Below are 25070 nucleotides of genomic sequence, written 5' to 3'. Positions count from 1 at the left end.
GAGGTTCCGCCGTCCCCGTCGGAGCCGGGAGGCTTTGAGCAGCACGCGGCGGCGGGAGAGCGAACCACTCTGGACATCGGTCGGCCCCCGCCGCCGGGTGCGTCAACGACAACACCAACGAGACAGGGGCGGACAATGCGGCACCAACCGGCAGCCCTCGGGTATCTGCGAACCGACGTGTCCGGGGTAAGCCAACTATGGGACGAGCATCAAATCAGGGCTCTTGCAGCAAAACTCGGTTACGACTTCTGCGGAACGATCGTCTACGACCACAGAACCGAGCGACCGCCGCTGGCGAGAGTGAAAACGCAAGCCACACGCCTACACGCCGAGGCGGTCATCGCTCCCAGCGCACACCACTTCGACGGCGGCACCGTCCCCCATGATCTCGTGCAGCGGGTGGACGTGATCACCGTGAATCCCGAAGCGACCTATGCGCGATGGTCCACCGGACTCGTGGACATACACGAAAAAGGAGGTGGTACAACGCAATCGGGCTAACCGCGGCGGACACCCTCGGCACCCCCAAACGCGAATCATAACGCGGCTCGCGGGTGTCCGCGCACGGCATACACCTCGATCCGCGATGGGATCGCTGGCGAAGTCAGCCGGTACACAAACGATCTCAGCGCGGGGCCATGCGCAGTGCGCCATCCATGCGGATGGTTTCGCCGTTGAGGTAGTCGTGTTCGGTGATGTATTGCGCGAGTTGGGCGTACTCGTCGGGGCGGCCCAGGCGGGATGGGAAGGGGATTCCGACTGCCAGGGCCGCGCGGTATTCCGGGTTCATGCCCGCGAGCATCGGGGTGTCGACGGTGCCGGGGGCGATGGTGTTGACGCGAATGCCGAACTGCGCCAGGTCACGTGCGGCCGGGATGGTCATGGCCGCGACGCCGCCTTTGGAGGCGGAGTAGGCGATCTGCCCGATCTGGCCTTCGAACGCCGCGACCGAGGCGGTGTTGATGATGACTCCGCGTGAGCCGTAGTCGTCGACCGGTTCGGTCTGGGAGATGGCGTCGGCGGCCAGGCGCACGACGTTGAAGGTGCCGAGCAGGTTCACGGTGATGACCGTGCGGAACAGCTCGAGATCGTGCGGACCGTGTTTGGAGACGATGCGTCCCGCCCAGCCGACGCCCGCGCAGTTGACGACGATGCGCAGTGGCACACCGGATTCCACGACGGTCGCGACCGCGGCGGCCACCTCGTCGGCGGAGGTGACATCGGTCGGGATCAGGGTGACCCCGGCCGGAGCGTTGTCTCCGGCGCGCTCGATCGAGTGGGCCAGGTCCAGGCCGAACACGGTGGCGCCGGCGTCGGCGAGGCGCGTGGCGGTGGCCGCACCGAGGCCGGAGGCGCCTCCGGTGACGATGGCGGCGGAGCCGGAAATCTCCATGATGCTCTGGTCCTTTCGAACGTGGAGGACCGCGGACGGGCCCTGCGAGTACATGTCCAGGACCCGATTGCAGTGATCCCCGCGCAGAAGGTAGTCGGTCCACCCGCCGCGAGCGAGTGGATGTGACCGTATCAACAGCGGTGAACGCGCTGGTCAGTGCAGTTTTCACAAGTGCGGCGGGGTGTGGCAGTGCAGTGGGCCGAAACCGCTCGTGCGATCGCTCTCGGTCATCTGCGCCGCCACATCGCCCTGTCGTGTCGGACACCGATCGTCCCGGCCGGATCGATCGGATCGAACGATCCGCATGCCCGCTCCCGCGCAATTCGGTTGCCGCTCAAGGGATGAGGACCACCCGTCCGCGCAGGCCGCCGCGTTCCATCCGGCGGTGAGCCTCGGCGGCGTGTTCCAGGGGAAGGGTGGCGGCGATTCTCGGGGTGAGTCCGGTGGCGGCAATTCCGGCCAGGGCGGGGCCGTCGGCGCTGATCCATTGCTGGTGAATTCTGATGCCTCGCAGCGGGATTGGTGGTGTTCCACCGGCCACGGCGACGTACGCGCCTCTGGTGCGCACGGCCGCCACCGCCGCCATACCCAACCCGGCCGCATCGAGCGCACCGTGTGCCCCGCCGGGGATCAGCGCGCGGATTGCCGCCGACAGGTCGTGGGTGTCGCGGGGCACGAGCGCTTCGGCGCCTGCCGCGCGCAGGAATGCCTCGTCGGCGGGGTGTGCGTGGGCGAGCACTCGCAGGCCGCGGCGGGCCGCGAGTTCGACGGCGAATCCGCCGACCGCACCGGCGGCTCCGGTGATCAGCAGGGTGTCCCCCTCGCTGAGAGCGAGCAGGTCCAGCGATTGCGCGGCGGTGAGGCCATTGAGCGGCAGGGTCGCGGCCGCGATGGGATCGAGATCGGGAGCGGGGGCGACCGCGCAGGCATCCAGGACCACGTAGTCGGCGTAGGTGCCGAGGGCGCGGTCCAGCAGATCGCGCAGGCCGATGACGTTCTGCCCCACAACAAATGGCGTCGGGGTGTCGCTCGAGTCGGGACCTACCGCTTCGACCACTCCCGCGACGTCCCAGCCGATGCCCGTGGTCTCACGCGGAGTCATCAGGCCGGCATCGGCCAGCGCTCCGGACCGAGTGAGGAGATCGACGGGGTTGACTGTCGCGGCGTGGACGCGGATCAACACCTGTCCCGGACCGGGGTCGGGAATCCGAACCCGCACCAGCTCGAGGACGTCGGGGCCGCCGTAGCCGCGCGCTATCACCGCGCGCATTGTGTCGTTGGTGGGCATATCGATCAATAAAGTCGAGTTGGCCTGGTTCAGGAAGCAGGCACTCGTGAGTGCCTACGGTACGTGAAGGAGCCCTCTTGCCCACCCGCACAGCCGCCCAGCGCCGCGCCGACGCCAGCGCGGGATACGACGCCTACCTGGCCGAATGCCCTGCGCGCCAACTCCTGGACCGCATCGCCGACAAATGGGTGAGCCTGGCGATCAACGCCCTGGCGGACGGGCCGCAACGGCACAGCGATCTACAGCGCCGCCTGGCCAGCGTGAGCCAGAAAATGCTCACCCAGACTCTGCGCAACCTCGAACGCGACGGCTTGGTCGCGCGCACGGTGACGGGATCGGTCCCGGCCCGGGTGGATTACGAGCTGACCGAACTCGGGTATTCGCTGCTGCCGGTCATGCAGGCGATCAAGGGCTGGGCCGAGGACCATATGGACCGGGTGCATCACGCCCGCCTCGGGTACGACCACGCGCACCGCGCGGACTGACCTGCGCCCGGCGCGAGCTCGACCACCCTCGCGACCACCCACGCGCTCACGATACTGCGGGGAATACCGTGCGCGACAACGTATTCCAGATGGTCGCCGCGCACCATCCGGTGGCACCGAACCCTCCCGAACGCGCTGAGCTCCAAGCCAACCGCAAGGTTTTGTTAACACCCTCGCGGCACTGTCGTTGACACACAACGAGGGGAGAACACCATGAAGGTCGTGCAGGGTACAGCGGTGATCGGCGGCATCATCGCCGCGGCGTGCATCGCCGTGGCCGGGCCCGCATCGGCGAACGCGACCCCGATCGCACACACCTGGTGCCCGCACAGCGAATTGATGCATAAGACCTGGGATGTGAACACCGGCAAACCGGTCATCTGCGTCAATACCGGGGCCAGCGGATACATGTGGGTTCCCGACGCCACCCGCTGATTCTCGGCCGGGTAGCACTTCAACGAATCAATCTGTTCTGCCACAACAGATTCCGGGGGGAATCACATGCGTACTGTTCGACACGCACTGCTCGCCGGCGGTATCGCGCTGGCCGCGGCGCTCACCGGCCATGCGGTCGCCGACGCCGGCCCCGGGCCCAACCCCGGTCAGCCGTGCGGCAACTCCACTGCCGTCATCAAGGGAGCCGACGGGCGAACCCTCTACTGCAATCCGACCATTAACGGTCGCTTCGCGGGCAACCTCGTCTGGCAGCTCGTTCCGTAAATACTCATAGCTACGGCCCCCATCAGCGACTGCGATGGCGGGGGCCGGTTGCGGATATCTCCCAGTTACACCGATCGCGCGGAATACCGAAAGAACCTACAACTCAATGCCGTTCGCTCTCTCATGCGGCGATCTCGCCGCATGAGGCAGCACGGCGCACCACCGCAGGCCGAGCGGCGTTCGGGCCGTGGATCTTTCGAGGTGAGGGATTCAGGTTTTCTTGTATTCCAGAATGTCGCCCGGCTGACACTCCAGCGCTTCGCAGATCGCGTCCAACGTGGAGAACCGAATAGCCCGCGCCTTACCGTTTTTCAGAACGGACACGTTGGCCATCGTGATTCCGACTCTCTCGGCCAGTTCGGTGACGGTCATCTTTCGCTTCGCGAGCATGACGTCGATGTTGACTACGATTGCCATATCGTCTCGTCACACCGTCAGATCGTTCTCGGTTTTCAAGTCCACGCCGTGCTGCACGATCCGCACGAACAAGGCCGCGCCCGCAGCGATCACCGATGCGATGAACATGATCAGCAGACCGATCGCGACGCCCTCCCGCCCGATCGTCGAAGCCGTTGGAAGCGACAAGATAGATTTCGAATCCCACCGCACATCCGATGACGGCGATCGCGCAACGGCGAATGGCCCGTAGGGATTTCACCGCCGCGGGCGCGAAAACGCGATTCCTCCCGGCGTATCCGGTGAACTTCGCCGTGTGATAGAGCGCAACGAAGACCGGAATGGATGCGATGTACGCGCACACCAGGAACGGATCGTGGAAGTAGATCTCGGTGAGCGTGGCGTGCGCGTTCCTACCCTCGAGATGAGGCTGGGCGAAAGGGACCGGCTTCGGATTCAGACCAGCGCCGGTCGGCGTGGCGGTTGTTGAGAGTAGTACGCGGCTTCGTATTCGGCCGGACTCAGGTAGCCCAGCCGCGAGTGCAGGCGGGCGTTATTGTACCAGTCGGCCCATTCCATGAGCGCGAATTCGACCTCGGTGACCGTCTGTCAGCGCCGGCTATCTCAGCGACACCATCGGCCCTATCGAGCGATACAACAATTGTCGCTGTGGCACTGGGTATCTCGGCACTCGGCGGCGGAGTGGTCGTCCGCACTGCACCAGCCACCGCATGAGCGCCGCATCAGCAGTACTTCTGGCGTCGAGGTGTGAGGGACGTTTCCCTGAACCCGGTAGCGGCCGTTTCGGCATGCCCGGGCTCATCCGGATCGCTCGATCTGTCCCGTTGTCGCCTTCGCGCGCAAGCGAACAAGTTCATCGGTGGTGAAGCCGTGCGCGATCAGGTACCCGCCTCCATCGCTCAGTCCCAGCCGGGTGCTGTAGGACTCGAGTATGTCGAGCGCTCCCGTCATGGCCCGAGCCTGTGCCGGACGTGGCGGGCGAATGCCTTCGACACTTCGTATCTGTTCGAGTCGCCTATTGGTCAGCATGAAGTCGGCGAGGATCTCCTTGGACGAGACGCCGAGTCCGTCCAATAGTGCGGCGACCGCCACGGCGGTCCGATCCTTACCGTGCAGACAGTGGATGAGAACGGCCCCGTCCGCATCGAGGACGTGCCGAGCGAGCGCGACAATCGATTCCGGGCTCGCTTCCAAGGACTCTCGATAGACCTTGACGAAATCCGTCTTGCCCGGAACCTGCGGCACGGGAGAGCCGATCGGCATGTTCAGGGCGACAACGTCATTCCGATTGTTCAGCAGGCCGCGCCCGGCCGCGGCCTCCTTCGGGGCACGCACATCAACCACCGAGCCCACACCGAGCGAATCGACCAGTGCGGTCACATCTTCGGGTGTGGCATGCTCCGGGGTGCCTGATCGGATAATGATGCCCGACCGGACTTCTCCTCCCGATTTTGTCGGGATCCCGCCCAAATCACGGACATTCGGAATCTTCGCGAACATATCCCGCCATCGCGGGTTGTCGTCGTCGGCTCGTCGCTGCTCGGCTTCGGCGCGTCTGCGCATGTCGGCCAGCGCATCGACACGTTGGTTACCCAGCCGCACCGCGCTGTCGAGTTCACAGCGGTCGACGTCCAGGACCACTGTGCGGATCTTCGCCCCGACCCGGAGATCATGCTCGAGGACTCCGACCGCTTTCGTGAACAGTTCATCCAGTCGCGACGCGCACTCGGCGATTGGGATTCGCAATGCTCGGCTCGGGACCAGCTGCTCAGCGCGGTTGCGGCTGGAATGGCATGGCGTTGATCGGGGACAGATGCAGGCCGGCGAGGGTCCAGTGGATGCCGTTGTGGACGAACAGTTGGGAGGCGCGGAAGGAGCCGTTGGCGTCGGTTCCGTTGAATTGGGCTTGCTGGGTGAGGGTTCCGATTGCCGCGGCGGCGGTGCCGTAGTCGCGGATTGTGACGTCATGCCAGGTCAGGGAACTGGTGACGAGGTCTCCGGTGCGGTAACGCGCCAGCCACCGCTGCTTGTCCAGAACGAAACCGAGTGGACCGACCAACGTGAAGTCGGGGGCGGCGATGGCATCGAGTTCGGCGATGTCCGCGCGTTCTTCCGCGGCTGCCCAGCGTGCGCCCAGTTCCAGGATGTCATCGGTGGTTGTCATGGTTCTGCTTTCGACGGAAGTCACTATTTGTATAGTCACAGTAAAAATACAGTGACTGTAAGTCAAGATGCTTGTAACGTCGGCGTCATGACCGAAGTCGGATTGCGAGCGCGCAAGAAGCTCGAGACCAGGCAGCAGATCGTCGGGGTCGCCACCGAGCTGTTCGCCGAGCGCGGTTTCGATGATGTGACCGTGGCTGAAATCGCGCGTGCCGCAGGCGTTTCCGAGAAGACCGTGTTCAACTACTTCGGAACCAAGGAAGATCTGATCTTCGGTGGATTGGATGATTTCAGCGCCGATCTGCTGCTGGTGGTTCGGGACCGCGCGGCCGGCGTGTCACCGTTCGAGGCGTTCGGGGATTTCGTCGTGCGACCACGCGGCCTGTTGAACGCCGAGGACCCGCAAGCGATGGAACGCCTCGCTGTCATCGCCCGCATCATCGGCTCGAGCGCGGCTTTGCAGGCTCGTCAAAGGCAACTGTTCGAAGCGAGCGCCGACCGCTTGGCCACGCTGCTCGCCGACGACGCCGATCGTGACGTTGCCGCAGCGGTGGTAGCCAATGCCATGGTGGGCGTCCTGCGCGCTATGCAGGGGTACCTCCACCGAGCCGTGCTCGACGGCCGTCGCGGCCCCGATCTCGTGGAAGATGTTCTGGCGCAAGGCCGGCATGCGGTCGAGGTACTCGCGCGAGGGTTGGCCGACTACGGCGAGGAGTCGTAGCCGGTCCTGCGACCTCGTTCGCGCCGCGCCTATTCGGGCGGGTGCGATGCCAGGTCCGCCCCTGCTGCGGAAATATTCAAACATATCGTCTGACCAAATAATGATCGCGTCGAGTGCACGCGGTATGGCACGACCGAAGGGTGAGTTGATGAATGTTCTGGTGGTAGGCGCGGCGGGCCGGACCGGTGCTCTGCTGGTCGGGCGGGCATTGCGGGACGGTCATACCGTCACCGCACTGGCCCGGGACCCCAGCCGAATCGCCGACCGGCCCGGGCTGATCACGACCCGCGCGGACGTGCGGGACAAACCGGATCTGACAGCGGCCATGGCGGGACAACACGCGGTCGTGGTGGCGCTCGGTGCGCGCGGACGCGGGGCGACCACAGTGTTCTCCGAAGGTCTCGGCAATATCGTCGCCGCGGCACAGGCCGCCGGACCACCCCGGCTCGCGGTCATGTCGTCAGCGGGTCTGTCCACCGACCATCTGCCGTTCCTACAACGCCATATGACGCACTGGGTGGCAACCCGCATCTACGGCCAAATCCACGCCGATCTGAGCCGGATGGAGGAGGTGGTCGCCGGATCAGGACTCGACTGGACGATCGTGCGGGTGCCCATGCTCCAGGACGGTGAGCCGACCAACGCCTACCGGGTGGCGATCGGCGGGCACCTCGACAAAGCGGGTACGGCTGTCCGAGCTGACGTCGCGGACTGGATCGTACGCAATCTCGCGGAGCCGGCCACGTATCGGCAGCGAGTCGAGATCGCCAGCTAGCCAAGCGATTCCGATGCCGCTCGGTGGCGGCGGTCAGGTCAGCCCGGCAATATTGGCCACTGCGCACACCCTGCGCCATGCCGAATACGCCGACCGGTCCCGGGCGTACAGGTGATCTTTCGCCCCTGGTCGCCCGACGAGATGGACTTCGACGTCGACCTTCGACAGGTGCACGGTTTTCGAACGGCCTTGGCGTTCGCGGTGAACCCAGAGCGCCGGGGACGAACTGCCTCATTGGTTCAGAACGATACTGAGAATGCTGTTAGACCCAAGCGCTCCTGCTTGGCGAGCCGGAACAGCTGCAAGGGACTGTCCAATAGCAGTTCAGGGGTACAGAAACTGCCGCCGTCGACCATCTGTGCGGACCAGGCTTCGATCCGATCGACCACACTCTGACGACGTGGACCGGTAATGGCCAGAGCCTGCTCGACGTTCGGGAGCACCGCGTCGACCTCTTGCGCGGTCAAGAGAAAATCGCCGAATCGACCAGGCAGAAGATCTGTGGCTTTCGGGCCCAGGCCGTAGCACAGAGCCGCAGTGGGCTCGCTTTTGCTGGCGGAGACGACAAACCTGTGTTCCGCGGGGATCGAAGGCAGGTCCTGCAGAACCTCCCACAGTTCGACTCCGCAGTCGCACATGACCAGATCGCTGAAGCGTTCGGCTTCTGCGGAGTTCACCATCCAGTGACCGAGCGGCTCTGCGACCGGGAATTCGCCGCCGCTCCCGCGCCACCATTGCATCTCGGCGGTATCGGGGTCCTGGTCGTCGGTGAAGTGTTGTCTGAACATTTGGACCGAGTCGTCTGGTAAAGCCGTGACGAACCAACATCCTGTCGTGCCCACCGGCAGATCTAACCATGTCCTCCGATTGTCAGCAGCACAGAGTGTGTACGGGGTGCACGTCGTGCCCGGCGGGAGCGTCGAGAAGTGGATTCCTCATGGCGGGCCGAGCGACGTTCAGCCCGTTGATCTTTCGGGATACCCCGCGTGGTCCGGTCGCTGACAGGACACCTCCTCCGTCCCGAGCCACAGCTTCCAGGCAACCGCAGCCCCGCACCGTATGCAGGAATGATGTCGCGATGCCACAGATGGCGCATCACGTGTAGCTGTTCCTGGGAGATGCCGCCGCCACAAATCGGAACCGGTATAGCTCTCCCCTGCTCGATCGACATCGATGGCGAGCTGGACGCCTCATTCGACGATGATCGGTATGTGAGCACTGCTCGACCACCTCGGCGGCAGCACGGCTGGAAACGTGCTCTCAAAGCGATCGCCGCTACCGCGATCACCATCGTGTGGGGCTTTGTGCGGCCGCGGGACTTGGCCGACATCTACCGAATGCACCTGGCACGCCAGCTGTATTTCGTTGTGCTGGAGCAGGTTTCGCTGCAAGTAGGTCATCGCTTCGATCGCGCCGGGATCACTCGCCACAGCCGGAAATTGTTCCGCCGGAATATCTTTGACATGTCGTCAACGCCGCAGAGCGCGACCGGTTTTCGAGTCCGGACACGTGGCGAGCTCTTCGGGTGTGCCCTCGAACACGAGTTGTCCACCATGGCGTCCAGGTCCGGGTCCGAGATCGATGATGTGGTCTGCCTGGCGGATGACATCGAGGTTGTGCTCGATGACCACCATAGTGTTGCCCTTGTCGACGAGCGTGCCGAGGAGCTCGAGCAGGATGTCGATATCGGACAGGTGCAGGCCGGTGGTCGGTTCGTCGAGGATGTAGAGGGTGTTGTCTGCGGTGCGGGTCAGTTCCTTGCCGATCTTGAGCCGCTGGCATTCGCCGCCGGAGAGCGTGGTCAGCGACTGGCCCAGGCGCAGGTAGCCCAGGCCGACTTCGGCGATACGTCGCAGCGGTTCGGCGATACCCGGTTCCGGCAGGCGCGCGGCGGCATCGGTGATGGTGAGGTCGTCGATATCCGCGATGGTCAGACCGTCCACCGTGTACCGGAGTACCTCCGGGGTGAAGCGCCGTCCACCGCAGCTCTCGCACACCGTTTCCTGGCCGTCCATGAAGGCCAGATCGGTATAGCTGACACCGAGCCCTTTACAGGTGGGGCAGGCCCCCGCCGAATTCGCGCTGAACAGCGTGGGACTCACGCCGTTGCGGGTGGCGAACAGCCGCCGGATCGCGGGCGCGATACCAGTATAGGTGATCGGTGTCGAGCGCCGATTGGTGGTGAGCGGACGTTGATCGACGATGGTGGCGGGATACCGATCGGCCAATTCCGCTACCAGAGTGGACTTCCCGGATCCGGCGACCCCGGTCAGCACCGTCAACACCCCGGTGGGTAGATCGACGGTGAGCCCGCGCAGATTGTTTCGCGTGGCGTTGTCGATCCGCAGTTTGCCCGTGGGAGTGCGGTGTTCGCGTCGGGTGCGGTGTGCTCGCAATCCACGTCCGGTCGGGGTGTCGGCGGTGCGCAGCGCGCCGAACGGTCCCTCGAATATCACCTCACCGCCGGCGGTCCCCGCGCCCGGCCCGATCTCCACGATCCGGTCGGCGATACGCATGATGTCGGGATCGTGCTCGACGACCAGCACGGTATTGCCCTTGTCCCGCAACCGTTTCAGCATCGCGGTCAGTGATCGGACATCGTGCGGATGCAGACCCATGGTGGGCTCGTCGAAGACGTACAGCATTTCCACGAGGCTGCTGCCGAGATGGCGCACCGTCTTGATGCGCTGTGCTTCACCGCCGGACAGGGTACCGGTGGGCCGGGCCAGCGACAGGTAGCCGAGTCCGATGCCGGTGAGCGCGACGAGTCGCTCGCGCAGGGCCGCCACCACCGGTGCGACGCTCGGATCCGTCACGCCCGCAACCACTTCGGCGAGTTCGGCGATCTCCGTGCCGCTCATCTCGACGATGGTGCGGCCCAGCACCCGGGCCGAGCGGGCGGCGGCGTTCAACCGATCGCCACCGCAGTCCGGGCACGGCTGGGCGTGGGTGAATTTCCGTAGCACGCTCTGCTTACGTTCGGAGAGATTGTCCGCGGTGTGCAGGTAGATCCGTTCGAACCGCTCGATGACCCCTTCGTAGTCCCTCGGGGGACGGGTGCCCAGCCGTGCCGCCGCGGTTCCTCCGTACAGCAGCGCTTGTCGTTCGGACTCGGTCCACTCGCGCAGTGGCGTGGTCGCGTCGAATGAGCCGATGTCGGCGTACTGCCGGTACCAGTACTGTCCGTTGCCGAAGCCCGGCAGCACGATCGCTCCCTGTTCCAGTGATCTGTCCAGATCCAGTACCCGCTCCACAGCAGTGGACATCGTGTGTCCCAATCCCGAACAGGCAGGGCACATTCCAGCCGGATCATTGAACGAGAAGTGATTCGACTCTCCCACATGCGGGGTGCTGATCCGCGAGAACAGCAGGCGCAGATAGCTGTACGCATCGGTGATGGTGCCGACGGTGGAACGGGCATTGGCGCCGAGTCGTCGCTGGTCGATCACCACCACCGGCGACAAACCCTCGATGTGATCCACCTCCGGCCGAGTCCAGCGGGGTAGCCGATTGCGCACGAACGGGGGGTAGTTCTCATTCACCTGATATCCGGCTTCGGCCGCGATGGTGTCGAACACCAGCGACGACTTCCCCGATCCGGAGACCCCGACGAAGACGACGAGGTTGTTGCGCGGCACATCGAGGTCGATCCGGCACAGATTGTTCGTGCGGGCGCCACGGATCCGGACTGAGCGGTGTTGCTCGAATGTGGTCATTCTTCGACGCTATCGACAGATGTGGCCGGATCTTGACCGCAATGAGCGCCATGATGGAGAGATGGCCGATGTGACCCGTCGAACGCTCGAACTGCTGGCCCAGCTCCAGACGGGGCGGCGGTTCAGCGGAAAGGAACTGGCCGCTCGGCTCGACACCAGCCCGCGCACGCTGCGCCGCGATGTGGAACGGCTGCGCGAGTACGGCTACCCGGTGTCGACACAGCCCGGGCCCAGCGGGTTCTATCGACTTGCCGCCGGCCAGACCCTGCCGCCGCTGGTACTCGACGACGACGAGGCGGTCGCAACACTGGTCGGCCTCACCCTGCTCGGTGCCACGGCGCCGCGAGAACCCGTAGACGGCAACGGATTCGCCCCCGCGGCCGACCGCGCCTTCGGCAAACTCGACCAATTCCTGCCGCATCGCCTGCGACCGGCCGTGGTCGCGCTGCGCGACACCGTGGAGGCCGCACCACAGAACGCACCGGCGGTGCGACCGGAGGCGCTGGCGATCCTCGGTGCCGCGGCGGCCCGGCACGAATACCTCACCTTCACCTACCTCGACCGGGACGCACACACCTCCCACCGCCGGGTCGAGCCGTACCGCACGATCTACCTCCACCTGCGTTGGTATCTGCTGGCCTGGGACGTACGAGCGGCCGACTGGCGTACCTTCCGCCTCGATCGCATCGACGAGATCGTGGCTACCGCAAGCCATTTCACCCCGCGCCCGCTGCCGGCCCGGTCGGGCGCGGAGTATCTGCGTGCGGGGTTGAGCGCCAGCCGCCACCGCGCGGTCCTCACCATCGAGACCTCCGCCGCCGCCGTCGCGGACGCGCTCAAATTCCAGGACTGCGAGATCGAGTCCCGCGGGCCGAACCGCTGCCGCCTGATCGTCCAGGTGGATTCGTTCCACTGGCTGATTCTCCAGGTCGGATTGATCGGCGCGGAATTCGCTATCGAAGAGCCCGCCGAATTCCGCGATCACGCAGCCCAACTCGCCCAACGACTGAACCGGGCCGCCGAGTCTGGGCCAACATAGTGAACAGACGAGGTGGCCCTCGGGTCGCGGCTGGTAAGCGACCGGTGTCAGGATCGGATCCCGGCCAGGATCATCTCCGAGAAGTCGACGTCGGTCCAGACGCTCTTGGACAGACCTGATTTCAGGTGGCCGCTGTCATCTATCCCGGTATCCAACCATTCCAACCGCTCTCGGGATCGAACCGCGTACGACGATCACATATGCCTTCAACTCGGCAGAAGAGTGCACCGGGAAGCGCTGACAGCCAACCGGTTTGGACAGTCGACCAACGCGCGGGACGCGGCAATTGAGTGCGTTCGGCGGACGGGTGCTCACCAGGGGTTCATGGGATCCATCCGCGAGGTGTAAAGAAACGGGTTAGCGGGATGCAGGCCAGTCTGCGATGGTAACCGCGTGTCAGCAAGTGTGAAGGTACCGCCGCTGTCGGAGGACGCGAAGTGGTCGATGGGATCGATCCGTATCTGGAGTGAGGCGGTCAGCGCGAGCGAGATCGCAGCTCGGTTGGGCATCACCGCGGATCGCCAGTTCGAGCGTGGCAGCCTGATGAGTCCCCGAAATCCGGCCAGCGCTCGACGGAAGAGCAGCGTGTGGATTCGGCAAAGTGGTCTGTCCAACAACAGCGACCTCGCGGACCATGTCCGGGCGCTCCTCGGACTCATGGGCGGGTGTCGTGAGGAATTGGCTCGCTTGTCCGTCGACTGCGAGATGGACCTGTTTCTCGGCTTCAGCAGTGGCAACGGCCAGGGTGGCTGTGTGCTGCCTGCCGATCTGGTCGCCGATGTGGCCGCATTGGGCCTCGACATCGTGCTTGATCTGCATCCGCCCGCAGCGCCGGAGAATTGCTGAGATCGACGTTCGACCGCCGCAGGTGGCGATGGTGGATATCCGACGGGTACCCATGCAAAGCAAGTCTCGTCTGGCACGCACCTTGGCTACTTGGACACTCAATGGTGGGCCGGAAGGCGCTGTCGACCAACCGGTTTGGGCGAGCGACCAACGCCCGGGATGCGGCATTTCAGGACGTTGGCCAGGTATCGACGCTGATACCCTGCGAACTCCCGCATAAGATCTGGTCATCATGAATGGTCGGGATATCGTCGCTACAGGTTCGTGGCTGTATGACAACCTCATCGCCACACCGGTGTTCGTCGTCCGTCTCGATTACGACTTCTGGTACGAGCTGGGCAAGGAAGACGGCACGCTCGACGCGGACGAAGAACCGCTTCTCGATTCGACCGGGCATGCCTACTATGCCTCCTTCAAGGCCCTGCACGACGCAGCGCCGTTCTGGCCTGACTCAGGACCACACCTCTCGATTGCGGAGGCGCAAGCAGCGGCTGAATCCAGGGTGCCCTCTCAGATCATTTGGCAATCCAGCGAACCGCGTCTCCCTCCGCCTGACACACGTCGGGGCCCACCCTGAAATCGGCATGAGGGTGCACTGCCCGCGACCGAACAGCGCTGTGCCCGCTAATCTTCGGCAGGCGCGCCCGACCGCAGCCGAACGCGCGGGTCGCGGCAAATCAGTGCGTTCGCCAGCCGGGTCCGCGGGCGTCCCGAACCGAGAGATAGCGGCAGTTCAGTGCGTTGTAGCCGTGGGGTGGCCTGACGCGGGATCAATGACGATCTCGTATTCGCTGCTGTCGAACGCCTCGATCGTAGCCACGATCATTCCGTCGGCATCGATGGCGACAATCCGCCCGTCGATCATCTGGTCCAAACCGCCAGCGAACTGCTGGATTCCGTCCCAATCGAAGACCGCGGTCCCGGCCTCGACATCGGCATCGAACTCCGTCCACGTGCCGCCAGGGAATCGTCCAACGCCTTCGAACTCCTCGATACGCCATCGCCAATTGTTTGGCTGGAACCGCGTCAAGACATCACGCAGGTGCACCATGGTGCGCGGGTCGGTCCACATGCGGATCGTTTCGACGAGCATCGAGCATCCTCACTGACACGGCTATACGGTGCGCCGTAGGCGGGCGAGTACGGCAGAGCATATCCCGAAATCGGCATTACCGCGCACTGCTGAAGGCCGAGCGGCGTTCAGCCCGTTGATCTTCGGTGCCACGCGCTGGCCGGTTGGGTCAGCGCGGGAAGCGGCATGAGAGCTCGCTCGCGCTGGATGAAGCTAGCCGTTTCGAGTAGGCGGACTGTCCGTCCAACTTTTGGGGTTGCACTACGGATCCGCCCAAGCAAGCAAACTGAAACACGTTCTACGCTGTCACTAGCGCGGGAAACTCAAATGGCAAGCGCGGGTTCGGTCAGCGGCAACTGCCGAGAGTGCCTCTTGCCGAACAGGGTTACCTGGCGACTCTCTTCATGTCCGATGTCGACAGGTCCCGCTCGGATGTTCAATATTGCAGCAAACTGAAACACGTTCTAGCATTCGAACACGTTCGGACAGCACGTCACGATCGACGCGGAGGGGAAAAGCATGGCCTATTTCGAACATCGAGGCGACCAGTTCCATCCCCTCCCGTTCTCCCAAAGTCAGTGGTCTCCCGACTCGATCAACGGACAGGCGCTCGCGGGACTAGCCGCGCACGCGGTGGAATCGGCCTGGGCTGAGCCCGGATATCGGTCGGCGAAGTTCGTGTTGGACATCTTCCGGCAGCCGACATACGCCCCGCTGCAAACGGAGATCACTCCGGTGCGGGAAGGCCGAAGTATCCGCATCGCCGATGTGCTTGTGCGACAGGGTGAACGGATCGTCGCGCGCGCGTCGATGGTGGCGATCCGGCCGTCAAGAGATCCGTCGGGCACACGCTGGCAGCCCGCTGGTGACTCGATGACCTTCACCGACTCGCTGGCCGCGCAACTTCCCAAGCCGGGCGTTCTGTGGGGTAGCGACGAGCATCCGGACCGGTGGAGCAGTTCGATGCCCGAACACCAGAACACTGGCCGCAAACGGCTGTGGTTCGACCAGCCGCAGGTCATCACCGATCTGGAAAACACCCCGTTCGTCCGGGCTGCCATGGTCGGTGAACTGACCAACACTCTCACCAGTTGGAGTGACCGCGGAATCGGGTTCATCAACCACGATGTGACGATCCTGCTGGCGCGGCTACCGATCAGCCCGGTCGTAGGGATCGAGGCCGACAATCACATCTCGAGCGACGGTATCGCCACCGGATCGGCGACCATGTGGGATACCCAGGGCCGGTTCGGGATCAGTATGGTCGGCTCGGTCGCCCATACCGCTGGCAGTCTCGACTCAGCGAGCAGGCCCGAACAGTGGACGGAAACCGGTCGCGCCTACCAACCCATTTTCGACTCTGCGCAGTAGCCCACTGCCAACTATCCGTGGCGGCCGATCCGAACAGCCCTCAATTCGGCATGTGCGTGCACTCGTCGGCCAAGTCCGCGGCCCGGTTCAGGACGTCTGGGCCACAGGCAGATTCGGAGCCATCGCGCTTATTGGTCGGTGCGGACGCAACTGATCGGCGCGCCGAAGTCCTTCCTGGCGTCGAGGGTGACGGTACCGAGAGGCCATAGGCGGGGCCATATTTCAGTCGAGGCGCAGACCGAACTCATTCGCCAGCGCCAGCGCCTGCTCGTCGGTTGCCAATACATAGTAGTTGGTCCCGGGCTCATCGAGCTCGACCGACCGGAACCTCCGGTGGTCATCCACGCCGGGTGGATTGAGATCACCAATGTTGGCCAGGATGGTTGTAAAGTCGAAATAGCCATCGAAATCGTGCCACAGTGACCACTCGACAACAGAGCCGTTGCATACGAATCGAAGGATCTCTCCACCGCCCGGGTCGCTGCTCAGCTCGACAGCGTCGACGACGACGGCCCCGCCGGTACAGGCAGCCGCGTCACGCAACAGGTACCGGTAATTGTCCTCAAGGTCGTCGTCGAGCTTATCGCCGTGCACCCCGATCGCCACCCCGAAGTCCTCCAGTGCGGCGGACAAGTATTCGCCGTCCAATTCGTCGTCGAGCCCATCGGGGTAGGCGAGCACCCTGTGTGCGGCGTCGGTCGAGATCATGCCAAGCGAAATCAACCGCTCGGCAAGGGTGTTGTAGGTCGCCTTGTGTTCGGTCGTCACCGCCGAATCCTGGCAGCGTTAATGCGGCGAGCGCAAGGCGCGACCAGGACGCGGCGATCGACCGAGAGCTCTGCAACCGCGACGCCGACAGCCCTGACCAGCAACCCACCGAGCCGGACCTCTGCGGCGCTGGCAGCGTTACGGGCATCGCCCCTTTCGCTGCCCTTCTCGGCTCCGGTTCGAGCCTGCGTTCTCACCGGACTGTGCCACCTGCACCGAGCTAGCGGCGCGGTCGGTCACGAACGCGAGCCGACGCGCCACCCGGACCCCGCCTCGGGTGCAACGGCCGTATCTCGGCTGCCCCCCCGCAACGGTGCGCTGCTCACCGAACCGGCTGAATGGCAGGGTATTTCGGTGCTTCTGCCAGCCGTCGGGCGTTCTCGCGCTCGGCAACTGCCATGCTCGGGAGAAATGCCGATCAGGTGTACTCGGTCGGCGCGGACGATTCGTTCGGCCGGCGGCAGGGTTGGGTCAGCTGGTCGAAGTGGCCTCGCAACAGCAGCCGGGCCCGCTCGGGAGGCATGCGGTCGGGGTCGGTGACAGCGTGCAGGGCGATCCCGTCGAAGAGGACACAAGCATCGTGATTGGGGTGCGGGCGTAGACTCGCCATTCGGCTGGTTAGTGCGTGCAGGGCCTGGCTCCGGTTGATCGTGGTGGATCTCGACGTCGAAGATGGCTTGATGCAGGGCATACGCTTCGTACGGCGGGTGGACGGATTGACCTACGAGTTCGTGCGGGACGGGGACGCGCACGGTTTCCCGTCGTACAGGCGAGTCGACCTGGACATACGGTGTGCGCGCCTTCCCGACTTCGGGTGGGCGGTGTGCACGGCAGAGGGGGCCGTAGCGAGTCGTCCGTTCGATGATGCCGGGCTGGGCGACCTTCCGCCCGAAGGAGTCTGGGTGAGCTTCAAAGGCGATCGCTCATACGTCTACGACCTGGTCAACCCAGCCGCTTCCGAGGCATCGGACTCCGAACTCGCGTAGAGCAGCGCGCCCCGAACTGTCCACCGAAGCTCGGTGTCAGCCCGCCCAACGCCAATCCGAACAGCCGTATCAGCGGCATGAACGTGCGTTCGTTTTCGGCGGCAGGTCATTTCCCGGCGCGGTCACGATGAGGGCACGGCCTCTGATCCCTTGCGGGTGAGTGCAGCGAGGGCGGCGAGGTGAGCGCGGTAGGCGGTTCGGCCCTTCGGGCTGAGGGCGAGCCAGGTTCTCGGTCTCCGGCCCACATAGCCCTTGGTGACCTCGAGGTATCCGGCGTTCTCCAGCGCGGTCATCGCTTTGGACAGTGTGGATTTGCTGAGGTCGCACATGTCGGCGACGACGAGGAATTCCGCTTCGGCGCAACCGTCGAGGAATGCCACGAGTTTCAGACGCGGCAGCGCGGCGAACAGTTCGTTCAGCGCTTCCACGGCCAGGTTTTCCCCGAGAGGATTCGCGGTCGCGCCTGGTGGAACCAGATCCATCCGCCCAGCACACCGCTGGATGCTATCCGGACCCATCCGTCCGGGCCGGAAACCGCGAAACCGACCAGCGGCACCAACAGGGAAACGACCAGGATCGCCGTGATCTGCTTCCATTCCGCCATCGGGAGCGGGACGATGCCGTGGGTCCGCTGGGTGCGGCGCTGCCATTGCATGAACCCGAAATACGCACAGCCCAAGCTGATTCCGCCGATCAGGATGAGCCATCCGAGCGGCCTGCCGATGCCGTCCGCGACCAACGTGCACAGCAGCAGGGCAGCGAGCGCTCCGGACACACCGGCCGCGACAGGCTGCCATCCTGGTAGCGCGCCGGCCGCATGCGCCTTGCGCGTCGTGGTCACAGCGATGTCCAGTGCCTGCTGTGGGGTCTGTGCTTCCTGCATGGTACGACCATATGCAAACTGGTTTCCATTTGGCAACCTATATCTGTCTTGCAACCAATGACATCAGTCGCTCATCGGCAGAAGAGTGCGTCGCCCGTGACTGAACGGCGTTCTATCCGTGGATCTTCCGCAGGCCCGCGCTGGCTGAGTCGAACCCTGCGTTAGCGGCATTTCAGAGCGATCGTCGCGTCCATTCCACCCGCGTCGAACTGCTGCCGGTCGGCCTCTAACCAGCCCCAGATCAACTGCCCGACCACATTGACATCGTGGACGTGGTGTCGAGGGGCTCAGGGGTTCGGCGTGTCTGTCAGGTAGTGGGTATCGCAATAGTGGGTGGCGGCTGTTCTCGGTCGGCTGCGCGATGTCGGAAATCGTTGAGAGGCTGGCAGAATGGCGCGGCATGAGTGGGTTGCGTTGCGGCGCTGCGATTGTCGTCGCGGTGTGTGCGTTCGTGTTGTCGGGGTGCAGTGAGGATGCTACGCAGCAGTTGCGGTTCGGGGAATCGCTGACGGTGTCACGGATCAATGGGACGGTGGGGATCGCTGTGCTGCGCATCGATCGGGGCTCAGCGTCGGATCTCGAAGGGCTCACCAGTGCTTTCACCAACCCGCTCGCCGACCCGCTCGCGAAATCCCCGGCGATCGATGGCACTCCCTACTACGTTCGCTACCGCCTGACCCGTACTTCGGCCGGTGCTGACGTCGGCACCTACTTCGTCGTCAACGCGGGCCGCAAAAGCGTTGGGCAAATGACTATTAGCCCGGCACCGTTTTCGGGACTGACCGGGTTCGCCGAGAAATCCGGCGTGGAAAAGCTGTGCGCGGGGGTGGGCCAGGACGAGTTCCGGGCATTGAGCCAGGGACAGAGCCTGGAAGGGTGCACGCCCTTCCTCGTGCCTTCGTCATTCGGCCCCGAAGCTCCGACTCGAGTCCAGTGGGTGCCGTACAAGGGCAACGTGGTCGCGACCTGGTCCTCCCGTACATAACTCGACGAGCGGCGCTCTGCCCGGCATACACATGCGGCCCATTCAGGCAGCGACCGGGGCCGGTGAACGACGTGCTCGAGTAGACACAAGTCCGAAGTCTGATGGAATGACGCCCGGCCGCGCGATTCTCCCTGCCGTCGGCATTACCGCGCACCAGGAAGCGCTGTCGGTCAACCGGTTTGGACAGCGGACCATCGCGCGGGTCGCGGCATGTGCGGACGTTTCTGGGAGTTCGAACCGTTGTGGCACTTTTCATTCGAGGTCAGCGAACGTGTGCTCACCGGGACGCCATACCTCCAACGCCTGGTCGGCGAACCCCGAGAGCATCGCAATTTCAGGTCCCTCGAGCTCGTCGAGCGTCGGATGGATCGACAGAGCACCGACACCGAACCGCACGAGCAGCCCGATGCCCACCGCTTCATCGGTCGATAGAACCACTTGATCGATCAAGGCACACAACGCATCTCGATATCCGACATCCCCGAAGCGCCGAGTTGTGCCGCCGACCTCGACAGTCGGCCACGCGTAGCAGAACAAGCGGGCACCGCTGCCGAATTCAAGTTCGAGATAATCACGGACGAACGCCACCGAGGCGACCTCGAGCCCGACCAGCCGCGCGAGCAGCGACTCTTCGACAGGATCCATTAACCTTCCTGACATTTGACTGCGGCCTCCTACTGGGTTGCGTCGCCGCGCATGTAGGCGGCATCGGACGTAATGACACTGATCGACTGATCGACTGATCGACTGCTCGGCGGAAGGCGGTCAGTCGGGCCAAGGATGTCCAGCCGCACATCGAAGACCAAACGCGTATGGTCCGGCCCGCCGGACAGCCACCAGGTACTTACTGTCGCGATATCGCCGTTGATGCCCTCGATCGTGCACTCGACGCTGGTCGGGCAGGGAAATTTGGGTGCTGTGTGCAGGCCGCCGAAGTACGCGGTCTTGCCGACCATTTGATGGGGTCGGCCGTGTGCGTCGACGAGTTCGACCAGAACGATGCCCGGTTGAGGATCGTCCGTCAGCAAACAAACCGCGATGGCGGGCAGTTCGCAGCCATCACCCGTACCCAAGATCGGTTCCACCGCAGCACCATATCGGTCAATTACGCCACCGGCGGATCGAAGCAAATTCGCCATTCGGTGCGAACCTGCACGCCGGTGGTCCGAGATGAGCTCTGGCTGTGGTCTTCCGGCAGGCGCCAGACGGACATTTCGAGAAGCCGCGGTGGCCGTTCCGAACAGCGCGGTACGCGGTGCGGGCTCAGGCGGTCATCAGTCGATTCTTCGTTGCCGGCGCCCTGGCTCAATGCCAATCGGTGGTCACCGGAATGAGAACATCCAACCGGACATCAAAGGCGAAGGGTATGCCTCTTCGGCTGATCGTCCACCAGGGGCTGATCGTAGCGATCTCGCCGTTGATCTTCGCGATTGCACACCGAATTCCCGTGGGGCGCGGGTAGGTCGATGTCGGCAACAGGTTGGCTCCGAAGATCGCACACTTGTCGATCAGCCAGTGGGGGCGACCACGAGCATCGACGAACTCGACAAGAACCAACCCCGGTTGTGGCTCATCGCAGAGCCAGTAGGCAGCGGTGGCCGGTAGTTCACACTTGTCACCCAGGGCCAAGTTGGATGTCATGGCCGGACCCCACCGACGAGGCGCTGTGAACGCGATTCCAACGGGCAACAGTAGGCGTATGGCACTGTGCCCGTTGGCCTTCCAACTCCACACGGCAGCCGGAACCGATAGCGCATTATGCGGCAATTCAGTGCGTTCGACCTGGATCGAACTCTGGTCTGCCCGAGAGGAACTCGGTGATCAAGCGGCGTAGCTCAGGAACTTGTGCGCCGTCCAGGTTGTAGATCATCGCTTCCGCGCGGTGGGCAATGCCACGCGCTTTGTCGAGGAGCTCGGCCTCGCCAGTCCATGCGTCGGGCGCGCACCGAAGCACAGCCAGTAACAGATCGCCCGGATAGTAATCACCGGCAACGAGCGGATCCGCTTGTAACCGGTCCAGCGCCCGCGGCAGGACTGTGGCGGTTCCGACGTGCTGCGACAGCATGATTCGCAGGTCTTCGGTACCCAGCTCACCGATCGGAACCTGCCGCAGCCGGTGCACCGTGCGAACCAGGTAGGTTGTATCTGCGGCGAGAGCGGGCCACACCGTGCCCTCGATGTCCTGTACCGATCGTGAAACCGCTTCAGCGCCGGATGCCCGTTTCACCACTGCCACCGCTTCCTTCGAGCCCGCTCGTGTGCGCACAGTATCGGCCACAGTCATCATCCACGCTCATCGGTCTGATCCGACACCGCCGATACAGCCCGCTCGACACGTATGGCGCACTGCAGAGGTCCGAGCGACGTTCAGCCCATGGGTCTTTCGAGGTACCGGACTGGCCGGTTCGATCACCGCGCCGGGCGGGATGAGCGGACATCCTCACCCCTACCCTCTCCTCAGGGAAGCAAGTATGTTTCTGATCGGGCTGCCCTCGTAGCTCAGGGGACAGAGCGACGCTCTTCTAAAGCGTGGGCCGCAGGTTCGAATCCTGCCGGGGGCACCGGCAGGCTTTCACTCAGATCGGCTGAGCCGCTTGATCTTTCATCGCACAGCTCTGGCCGGTTCAATCGGCGCGGTATGCGGTACGTGAGCGCGTCCTTGCGCCGACGTAATGCCGATCTGACCTGCGGGCGGGTCGAGGTAGTGGGAGGATCAATCGCACAATGACATACATCAGGGCAGTCGCGGTTCGGTACGAAGACGATCATTTCCCGGGCTGGGTCGAGGCTCAGTTCCCAAACGCTGACGGAAGTACCGCCAGTTTCGTTGCGAAGGTGCCCGAATTCCAGGAGCACGACCAACTGACTCGCGACGCCGCGTATCCAATCCCCTTGGAAATCACGTGCGATCTTGTGAACATCGACCGGATCCGTCGGGTCGCCATGATCGATCTCTGCATCGGTATCGGCGCAGGGTGCGGTGGGTTGTCGGTGGGGTGGGATACGGTCGGGCGTGTGCAGCTGCCTTTTCGAGGTTGCGCTCGACCAGCTTGGTGACCTTCCCGATGTCTGACGTCGTACGTACCGAACGCTGACGATGTTCAGTCGCCAGGTCGGTTACCTACTGCTAGTTGAGCTTCCGCCGTACTGCGGTGGCCGATTCGATCAGCGCGGCATGGGGCAGATCAGTGCATCCGACCGGTGTGCTGTGAGTGACCACTATCGTGCAGGAGCCGTTCGGCAGTGCTGTAGTTGATCGACGCGAAAGATGGGGTGAGCGTGGCGATCTGCTTCGAACTATTGATCAACTTCGGCGACGACGTGGACGCGGCACGATCGGCTGTACTTGCGTTTACCCGCCACGGATCACAAACACTGACTGCGGGCGATCAACGCATTCCCTTCCATACACCGGTACCGCGCATGGTCGGTACGCACTACGAGTTGTCGGTGGTACCTGTCGGGGTTGGGTACGGCGTCGTATCGGATGGCCCCAGAATCCCTCTCACCGCGGCGGAGTTGACCGACCTCGGTAACAGCCTGTACTCACTGCTCGCCACGTTCGACGGCTACATCGCCGCACAGGTCGGCTGGAACCCCGACGATTTCGTCGACCCTGCCGAACTCGCGGACGAGTATCTGGACGAGTTGCGTGACGGAGCGTTGGATGGTCTCGTGCTGTCCGATGCTCTCCATGCCGAATTCGGTTTGGGCGAGAACTATGCGGTCTTCCGACCGGGATACCGATGGATACCGTGGCGCGGCCAACAACCCGGCAGCCTGACAGCCGACTGATTCCTCAACCCTTCGTGCGGGTTCGGCAGTTCAGTGCGTTCGGTCCGGCCGAGATCGCCTCGGCTCGTAGATCGTCGGCCCACCCCGTGGTTCCTCTGAACCGCGCGCCACACGGCATGCGCGGACATCCTCGCATCGGCTGCGGATCGCGCGGGTGATGAGTGAGCACGAAGACCGAGCCGTGGTATGGCGGATTGTCGCCCCACCAGCCGTTCCACTGCCGGTCCCACTCGCCACGCACCGGACCGAACATGTTGCGCCCCATGATGAATGCTTGGGCCGCGGTCCCGCGGGCGAGCTCGATCCGGTTCTCGTCGACATCCGAGATCGTCAGATCGCAGGTCACCCTGCCCGGCCGTGTGGTCATGTGCGCTGTCCTGCTTGTGGCGACCTGCCGCCGCTTTCGTGGCGATGGCCCATCACGTGCCGGCGTGGACGCGAGACCGCATGACCTCCACTGCCAGTTCTGCCGGGTACTCCCCAGCGTCGGTGAGCCACCACCCGGCCCGCCTGGAGGCGGCCACCGGCGTCACCCTCATTCAGCGGATGGTCGTGGGATCCGGCTGATGCCCGAAGGGCAGTTGCCGGCCAACCGGACCGCGGCGACCCTGGGCCCTGTGGCCGCGGCGACCGTTTCAGGCGAACAGATTCGGGTTCACCATTGCGCCGTGAGTTCGATCGGGGGCAGTCCTTCCTGCCCGCGCAGCCGCTCCGCAGCGGTGGCCAGATCCGCGAGCGCGGAGTCCGAGAGTCCCGGGGCGAGCCGAACCATCAGATGCATTGCCCGGCTGTGCCGGTCCGCGACGGCCCGCTCCAGCGGCATCGGCTGGTCCGCCGGTATCGCGGGCGCGCCAATGGTGTTCGCCGTGGCGGATTCTCGCATCTGTGCCACCTCGGATTCTCCTTCGGATTCGACGAATGTGGGCGCGGACGCCCCTGAGCGGTCAGCGCGCTCGGAAGCGATGACTCGCACCGATCGATACCCCGGTCTCCTCGACACCAAACCCCGCACCTTGCGACACGCCCGCCGACACGTCGAGTCGGCCCTTTCCCGATCTCTGCGGGCCCCGGACCGGGCACGCGGGGCAAAAGTGACTGGTCGGTCGGATTGGCATGAATGGTCAGTTCCGATGCCAGTATCGAAACCGGTGCCGGGGTGGTAAACCCTTCACCGAATGGTGTGAATCGGACCAACGTGGAAGGAAATTCGCTGATGAACGCTCCGGACCAGCTTCTGCGGGTACGGCTCGACGATGATGCCGCGAACCCGGTGGTAACCGTGAGCGGGGAAATCGACGTGACGTCCGCACCGATGCTCGAGCGCGTATTGCGCCAGGCGCTGGCGACGAACCCGCGCACCGTGGTGGTGGATATGGCGGGGGTCAGTTTCCTGGGCTCGGCCGGGATCACCGTGCTGGCCGCCGCGGCGCAGCAATGCCGGGAACTGCCGCGCGTGGTTGCCTCCTATCCGGTGCGGCGGCCGCTCGAGATCACCGGCGCGGACACGCTGTTCGTGCTGTGCGACAACCTCGACACGGCGCTGGCCGCGGCGGGGAGTTGAGTTCACCGCTCGTACAGTCCTGCCGCGACGCACAATTCGGCGGGAGCGGGCGGTCACGAACGCAAGGCCGGTCCACCTGGTGCCCC

At 64.2% G+C, this 25070-nt stretch carries 33 protein-coding genes, 1 tRNA gene and 2 pseudogenes; 16 read left to right on the top strand and 20 right to left on the bottom strand.

Annotated elements, in window-relative coordinates:
* Window positions 1-135 precede the first annotated feature (135 nt).
* Window positions 136-501, top strand: a complete 366-nt coding sequence (locus ACFC4D_RS16480) for a hypothetical protein (RefSeq protein WP_376064072.1) — start codon at window positions 136-138, stop codon at window positions 499-501.
* 124 nt (window positions 502-625) lie between these two features.
* Here the strand turns inward: ACFC4D_RS16480 and ACFC4D_RS16475 are convergent, their stop codons facing one another.
* Window positions 626-1393 carry an SDR family NAD(P)-dependent oxidoreductase gene (locus tag ACFC4D_RS16475; protein ID WP_376064069.1) on the bottom strand — a complete coding sequence of 256 codons (768 nt, stop codon included), beginning with the start codon at window positions 1391-1393 and terminating at the stop codon, window positions 626-628.
* Window positions 1394-1727: 334 nt separating this feature from the next.
* Window positions 1728-2681 (bottom strand): NADP-dependent oxidoreductase, encoded by a 954-nt coding sequence (locus ACFC4D_RS16470; protein ID WP_376064067.1) that lies wholly within the window; start codon window positions 2679-2681, stop codon window positions 1728-1730.
* A 77-nt stretch (window positions 2682-2758) separates the two neighbouring features.
* On the opposite strand from ACFC4D_RS16470, the gene ACFC4D_RS16465 reads away from it, so the two are divergent.
* From ACFC4D_RS16465 to ACFC4D_RS16455, 3 genes are all read left to right on the top strand, one after another.
* Entirely contained in the window at window positions 2759-3166 is a 408-nt protein-coding gene (locus tag ACFC4D_RS16465) for a winged helix-turn-helix transcriptional regulator (RefSeq protein WP_376064064.1), read from the top strand.
* Window positions 3167-3379: 213 nt separating this feature from the next.
* The gene (locus tag ACFC4D_RS16460; RefSeq protein WP_376064062.1) at window positions 3380-3601 is read left to right on the top strand and encodes a hypothetical protein; all 222 of its coding nucleotides are present in this window, start codon (window positions 3380-3382) and stop codon (window positions 3599-3601) included.
* Between the two features lie 66 nt (window positions 3602-3667).
* Window positions 3668-3886, top strand: a complete 219-nt coding sequence (locus ACFC4D_RS16455; protein WP_376064060.1) for a hypothetical protein — start codon at window positions 3668-3670, stop codon at window positions 3884-3886.
* 210 nt (window positions 3887-4096) lie between these two features.
* Here the strand turns inward: ACFC4D_RS16455 and ACFC4D_RS16450 are convergent, their stop codons facing one another.
* The 6 genes and pseudogenes from ACFC4D_RS16450 to ACFC4D_RS16425 all read right to left on the bottom strand — a co-directional run bounded on the left by ACFC4D_RS16450 (window position 4097) and on the right by ACFC4D_RS16425 (window position 6467).
* Window positions 4097-4303, bottom strand: a complete 207-nt coding sequence (locus tag ACFC4D_RS16450) for a helix-turn-helix domain-containing protein (protein WP_375960197.1) — start codon at window positions 4301-4303, stop codon at window positions 4097-4099.
* A 9-nt stretch (window positions 4304-4312) separates the two neighbouring features.
* On the bottom strand, window positions 4313-4471 hold the full coding sequence (locus ACFC4D_RS16445) for a DUF2975 domain-containing protein (protein ID WP_376064871.1): 159 nt from the start codon (window positions 4469-4471) through the stop codon (window positions 4313-4315).
* A 37-nt stretch (window positions 4472-4508) separates the two neighbouring features.
* Window positions 4509-4646: pseudogene (locus ACFC4D_RS16440) on the bottom strand (DUF2975 domain-containing protein); the annotation flags it as partial.
* Between the two features lie 92 nt (window positions 4647-4738).
* A pseudogene (locus ACFC4D_RS16435) lies at window positions 4739-4879 on the bottom strand (IS3 family transposase); the annotation flags it as partial.
* Between the two features lie 222 nt (window positions 4880-5101).
* Window positions 5102-5944 carry a tyrosine-protein phosphatase gene (locus ACFC4D_RS16430; RefSeq protein ID WP_376064057.1) on the bottom strand — a complete coding sequence of 281 codons (843 nt, stop codon included), beginning with the start codon at window positions 5942-5944 and terminating at the stop codon, window positions 5102-5104.
* 127 nt (window positions 5945-6071) lie between these two features.
* Window positions 6072-6467, bottom strand: coding sequence for a nuclear transport factor 2 family protein (locus ACFC4D_RS16425; protein WP_376064054.1), 396 nt, complete (start codon window positions 6465-6467; stop codon window positions 6072-6074).
* Between the two features lie 87 nt (window positions 6468-6554).
* On the opposite strand from ACFC4D_RS16425, the gene ACFC4D_RS16420 reads away from it, so the two are divergent.
* Entirely contained in the window at window positions 6555-7187 is a 633-nt protein-coding gene (locus ACFC4D_RS16420) for a TetR/AcrR family transcriptional regulator (protein WP_376064051.1), read from the top strand.
* A 148-nt stretch (window positions 7188-7335) separates the two neighbouring features.
* Entirely contained in the window at window positions 7336-7962 is a 627-nt protein-coding gene (locus ACFC4D_RS16415) for an NAD(P)-dependent oxidoreductase (RefSeq protein ID WP_376064048.1), read from the top strand.
* Window positions 7963-8201: 239 nt separating this feature from the next.
* Here the strand turns inward: ACFC4D_RS16415 and ACFC4D_RS16410 are convergent, their stop codons facing one another.
* Window positions 8202-8804, bottom strand: coding sequence for a hypothetical protein (locus tag ACFC4D_RS16410; RefSeq protein WP_376064045.1), 603 nt, complete (start codon window positions 8802-8804; stop codon window positions 8202-8204).
* A 627-nt stretch (window positions 8805-9431) separates the two neighbouring features.
* Window positions 9432-11678 carry an ATP-binding cassette domain-containing protein gene (locus ACFC4D_RS16405; protein ID WP_376064043.1) on the bottom strand — a complete coding sequence of 749 codons (2247 nt, stop codon included), beginning with the start codon at window positions 11676-11678 and terminating at the stop codon, window positions 9432-9434.
* Window positions 11679-11739: 61 nt separating this feature from the next.
* On the opposite strand from ACFC4D_RS16405, the gene ACFC4D_RS16400 reads away from it, so the two are divergent.
* The 3 genes from ACFC4D_RS16400 (at window position 11740) to ACFC4D_RS16390 (ending at window position 14140) form a co-directional block, all read left to right on the top strand.
* Window positions 11740-12717, top strand: coding sequence for a helix-turn-helix transcriptional regulator (locus ACFC4D_RS16400; protein ID WP_376064040.1), 978 nt, complete (start codon window positions 11740-11742; stop codon window positions 12715-12717).
* Between the two features lie 444 nt (window positions 12718-13161).
* On the top strand, window positions 13162-13563 hold the full coding sequence (locus tag ACFC4D_RS16395; RefSeq protein ID WP_376064038.1) for a DUF4279 domain-containing protein: 402 nt from the start codon (window positions 13162-13164) through the stop codon (window positions 13561-13563).
* 232 nt (window positions 13564-13795) lie between these two features.
* Window positions 13796-14140 carry a hypothetical protein gene (locus tag ACFC4D_RS16390; protein ID WP_376064036.1) on the top strand — a complete coding sequence of 115 codons (345 nt, stop codon included), beginning with the start codon at window positions 13796-13798 and terminating at the stop codon, window positions 14138-14140.
* 156 nt (window positions 14141-14296) lie between these two features.
* Here ACFC4D_RS16390 and ACFC4D_RS16385 read toward each other — a convergent pair whose 3' ends face one another.
* A complete protein-coding gene (locus tag ACFC4D_RS16385; protein WP_376064033.1) occupies window positions 14297-14656 on the bottom strand; it encodes a hypothetical protein in 360 nt (119 codons plus the stop codon).
* A gap of 498 nt (window positions 14657-15154) precedes the next feature.
* Here ACFC4D_RS16385 and ACFC4D_RS16380 point away from each other — a divergent pair, with 498 nt between their 5' ends.
* Window positions 15155-16006, top strand: coding sequence for an acyl-CoA thioesterase domain-containing protein (locus ACFC4D_RS16380; protein ID WP_376064031.1), 852 nt, complete (start codon window positions 15155-15157; stop codon window positions 16004-16006).
* Window positions 16007-16228: 222 nt separating this feature from the next.
* Here ACFC4D_RS16380 and ACFC4D_RS16375 read toward each other — a convergent pair whose 3' ends face one another.
* Window positions 16229-16774 (bottom strand): hypothetical protein, encoded by a 546-nt coding sequence (locus ACFC4D_RS16375; RefSeq protein WP_376064028.1) that lies wholly within the window; start codon window positions 16772-16774, stop codon window positions 16229-16231.
* Window positions 16775-17454: 680 nt separating this feature from the next.
* Here ACFC4D_RS16375 and ACFC4D_RS16370 point away from each other — a divergent pair.
* On the top strand, window positions 17455-17760 hold the full coding sequence (locus tag ACFC4D_RS16370) for a hypothetical protein (RefSeq protein WP_376064026.1): 306 nt from the start codon (window positions 17455-17457) through the stop codon (window positions 17758-17760).
* Window positions 17761-17882: 122 nt separating this feature from the next.
* On the opposite strand, the gene ACFC4D_RS16365 is transcribed toward ACFC4D_RS16370, so the two are convergent.
* Both ACFC4D_RS16365 and ACFC4D_RS16360 read right to left on the bottom strand, forming a co-directional pair.
* A complete protein-coding gene (locus ACFC4D_RS16365; RefSeq protein ID WP_376064024.1) occupies window positions 17883-18188 on the bottom strand; it encodes a transcriptional regulator in 306 nt (101 codons plus the stop codon).
* Window positions 18176-18643: a hypothetical protein gene (locus ACFC4D_RS16360; protein WP_376064022.1), complete on the bottom strand. Its 468-nt coding sequence runs from the start codon at window positions 18641-18643 to the stop codon at window positions 18176-18178. Before ACFC4D_RS16360 ends, ACFC4D_RS16365 begins: the two co-directional genes overlap by 13 nt.
* Before the next feature lie 400 nt (window positions 18644-19043).
* Between ACFC4D_RS16360 and ACFC4D_RS16355 the strand changes: the two genes are divergently transcribed.
* Window positions 19044-19628, top strand: a complete 585-nt coding sequence (locus ACFC4D_RS16355; RefSeq protein WP_376064019.1) for a hypothetical protein — start codon at window positions 19044-19046, stop codon at window positions 19626-19628.
* Between the two features lie 252 nt (window positions 19629-19880).
* On the opposite strand, the gene ACFC4D_RS16350 is transcribed toward ACFC4D_RS16355, so the two are convergent.
* The 4 genes from ACFC4D_RS16350 to ACFC4D_RS16335 form a co-directional block, all read right to left on the bottom strand.
* A complete protein-coding gene (locus tag ACFC4D_RS16350; protein WP_376064016.1) occupies window positions 19881-20273 on the bottom strand; it encodes a hypothetical protein in 393 nt (130 codons plus the stop codon).
* Window positions 20274-20302: 29 nt separating this feature from the next.
* The gene (locus tag ACFC4D_RS16345; RefSeq protein WP_376064014.1) at window positions 20303-20713 is read right to left on the bottom strand and encodes a hypothetical protein; all 411 of its coding nucleotides are present in this window, start codon (window positions 20711-20713) and stop codon (window positions 20303-20305) included.
* Between the two features lie 220 nt (window positions 20714-20933).
* Window positions 20934-21269, bottom strand: coding sequence for a hypothetical protein (locus ACFC4D_RS16340; RefSeq protein WP_376064011.1), 336 nt, complete (start codon window positions 21267-21269; stop codon window positions 20934-20936).
* Window positions 21270-21396: 127 nt separating this feature from the next.
* Window positions 21397-21915, bottom strand: a complete 519-nt coding sequence (locus ACFC4D_RS16335) for a contact-dependent growth inhibition system immunity protein (protein ID WP_376064009.1) — start codon at window positions 21913-21915, stop codon at window positions 21397-21399.
* A gap of 201 nt (window positions 21916-22116) precedes the next feature.
* On the opposite strand from ACFC4D_RS16335, the gene ACFC4D_RS16330 reads away from it, so the two are divergent.
* A tRNA-Arg gene (locus tag ACFC4D_RS16330) sits at window positions 22117-22189 on the top strand.
* A 691-nt stretch (window positions 22190-22880) separates the two neighbouring features.
* On the top strand, window positions 22881-23423 hold the full coding sequence (locus ACFC4D_RS16325) for a hypothetical protein (RefSeq protein ID WP_376064007.1): 543 nt from the start codon (window positions 22881-22883) through the stop codon (window positions 23421-23423).
* 4 nt (window positions 23424-23427) lie between these two features.
* On the opposite strand, the gene ACFC4D_RS16320 is transcribed toward ACFC4D_RS16325, so the two are convergent.
* A complete protein-coding gene (locus tag ACFC4D_RS16320; RefSeq protein ID WP_376064005.1) occupies window positions 23428-23769 on the bottom strand; it encodes a hypothetical protein in 342 nt (113 codons plus the stop codon).
* 101 nt (window positions 23770-23870) lie between these two features.
* Here ACFC4D_RS16320 and ACFC4D_RS16315 point away from each other — a divergent pair, with 101 nt between their 5' ends.
* Entirely contained in the window at window positions 23871-23990 is a 120-nt protein-coding gene (locus ACFC4D_RS16315) for a LysR family transcriptional regulator (protein WP_376064003.1), read from the top strand.
* Window positions 23991-24078: 88 nt separating this feature from the next.
* Here ACFC4D_RS16315 and ACFC4D_RS16310 read toward each other — a convergent pair whose 3' ends face one another.
* The gene (locus ACFC4D_RS16310) at window positions 24079-24315 is read right to left on the bottom strand and encodes a hypothetical protein (RefSeq protein WP_376064001.1); all 237 of its coding nucleotides are present in this window, start codon (window positions 24313-24315) and stop codon (window positions 24079-24081) included.
* Window positions 24316-24540: 225 nt separating this feature from the next.
* Here ACFC4D_RS16310 and ACFC4D_RS16305 point away from each other — a divergent pair, with 225 nt between their 5' ends.
* On the top strand, window positions 24541-24984 hold the full coding sequence (locus ACFC4D_RS16305; RefSeq protein ID WP_376064000.1) for an STAS domain-containing protein: 444 nt from the start codon (window positions 24541-24543) through the stop codon (window positions 24982-24984).
* Window positions 24985-25070 lie beyond the last annotated feature (86 nt).

The sequence above is a fragment of the Nocardia sp. NPDC056000 genome (assembly GCF_042269265.1).
GTDB lineage: Bacteria > Actinomycetota > Actinomycetes > Mycobacteriales > Mycobacteriaceae > Nocardia.
Note: the sequence above shows the minus strand (reverse complement) of the source record. Positions and strands in the feature narration are given on the sequence as shown.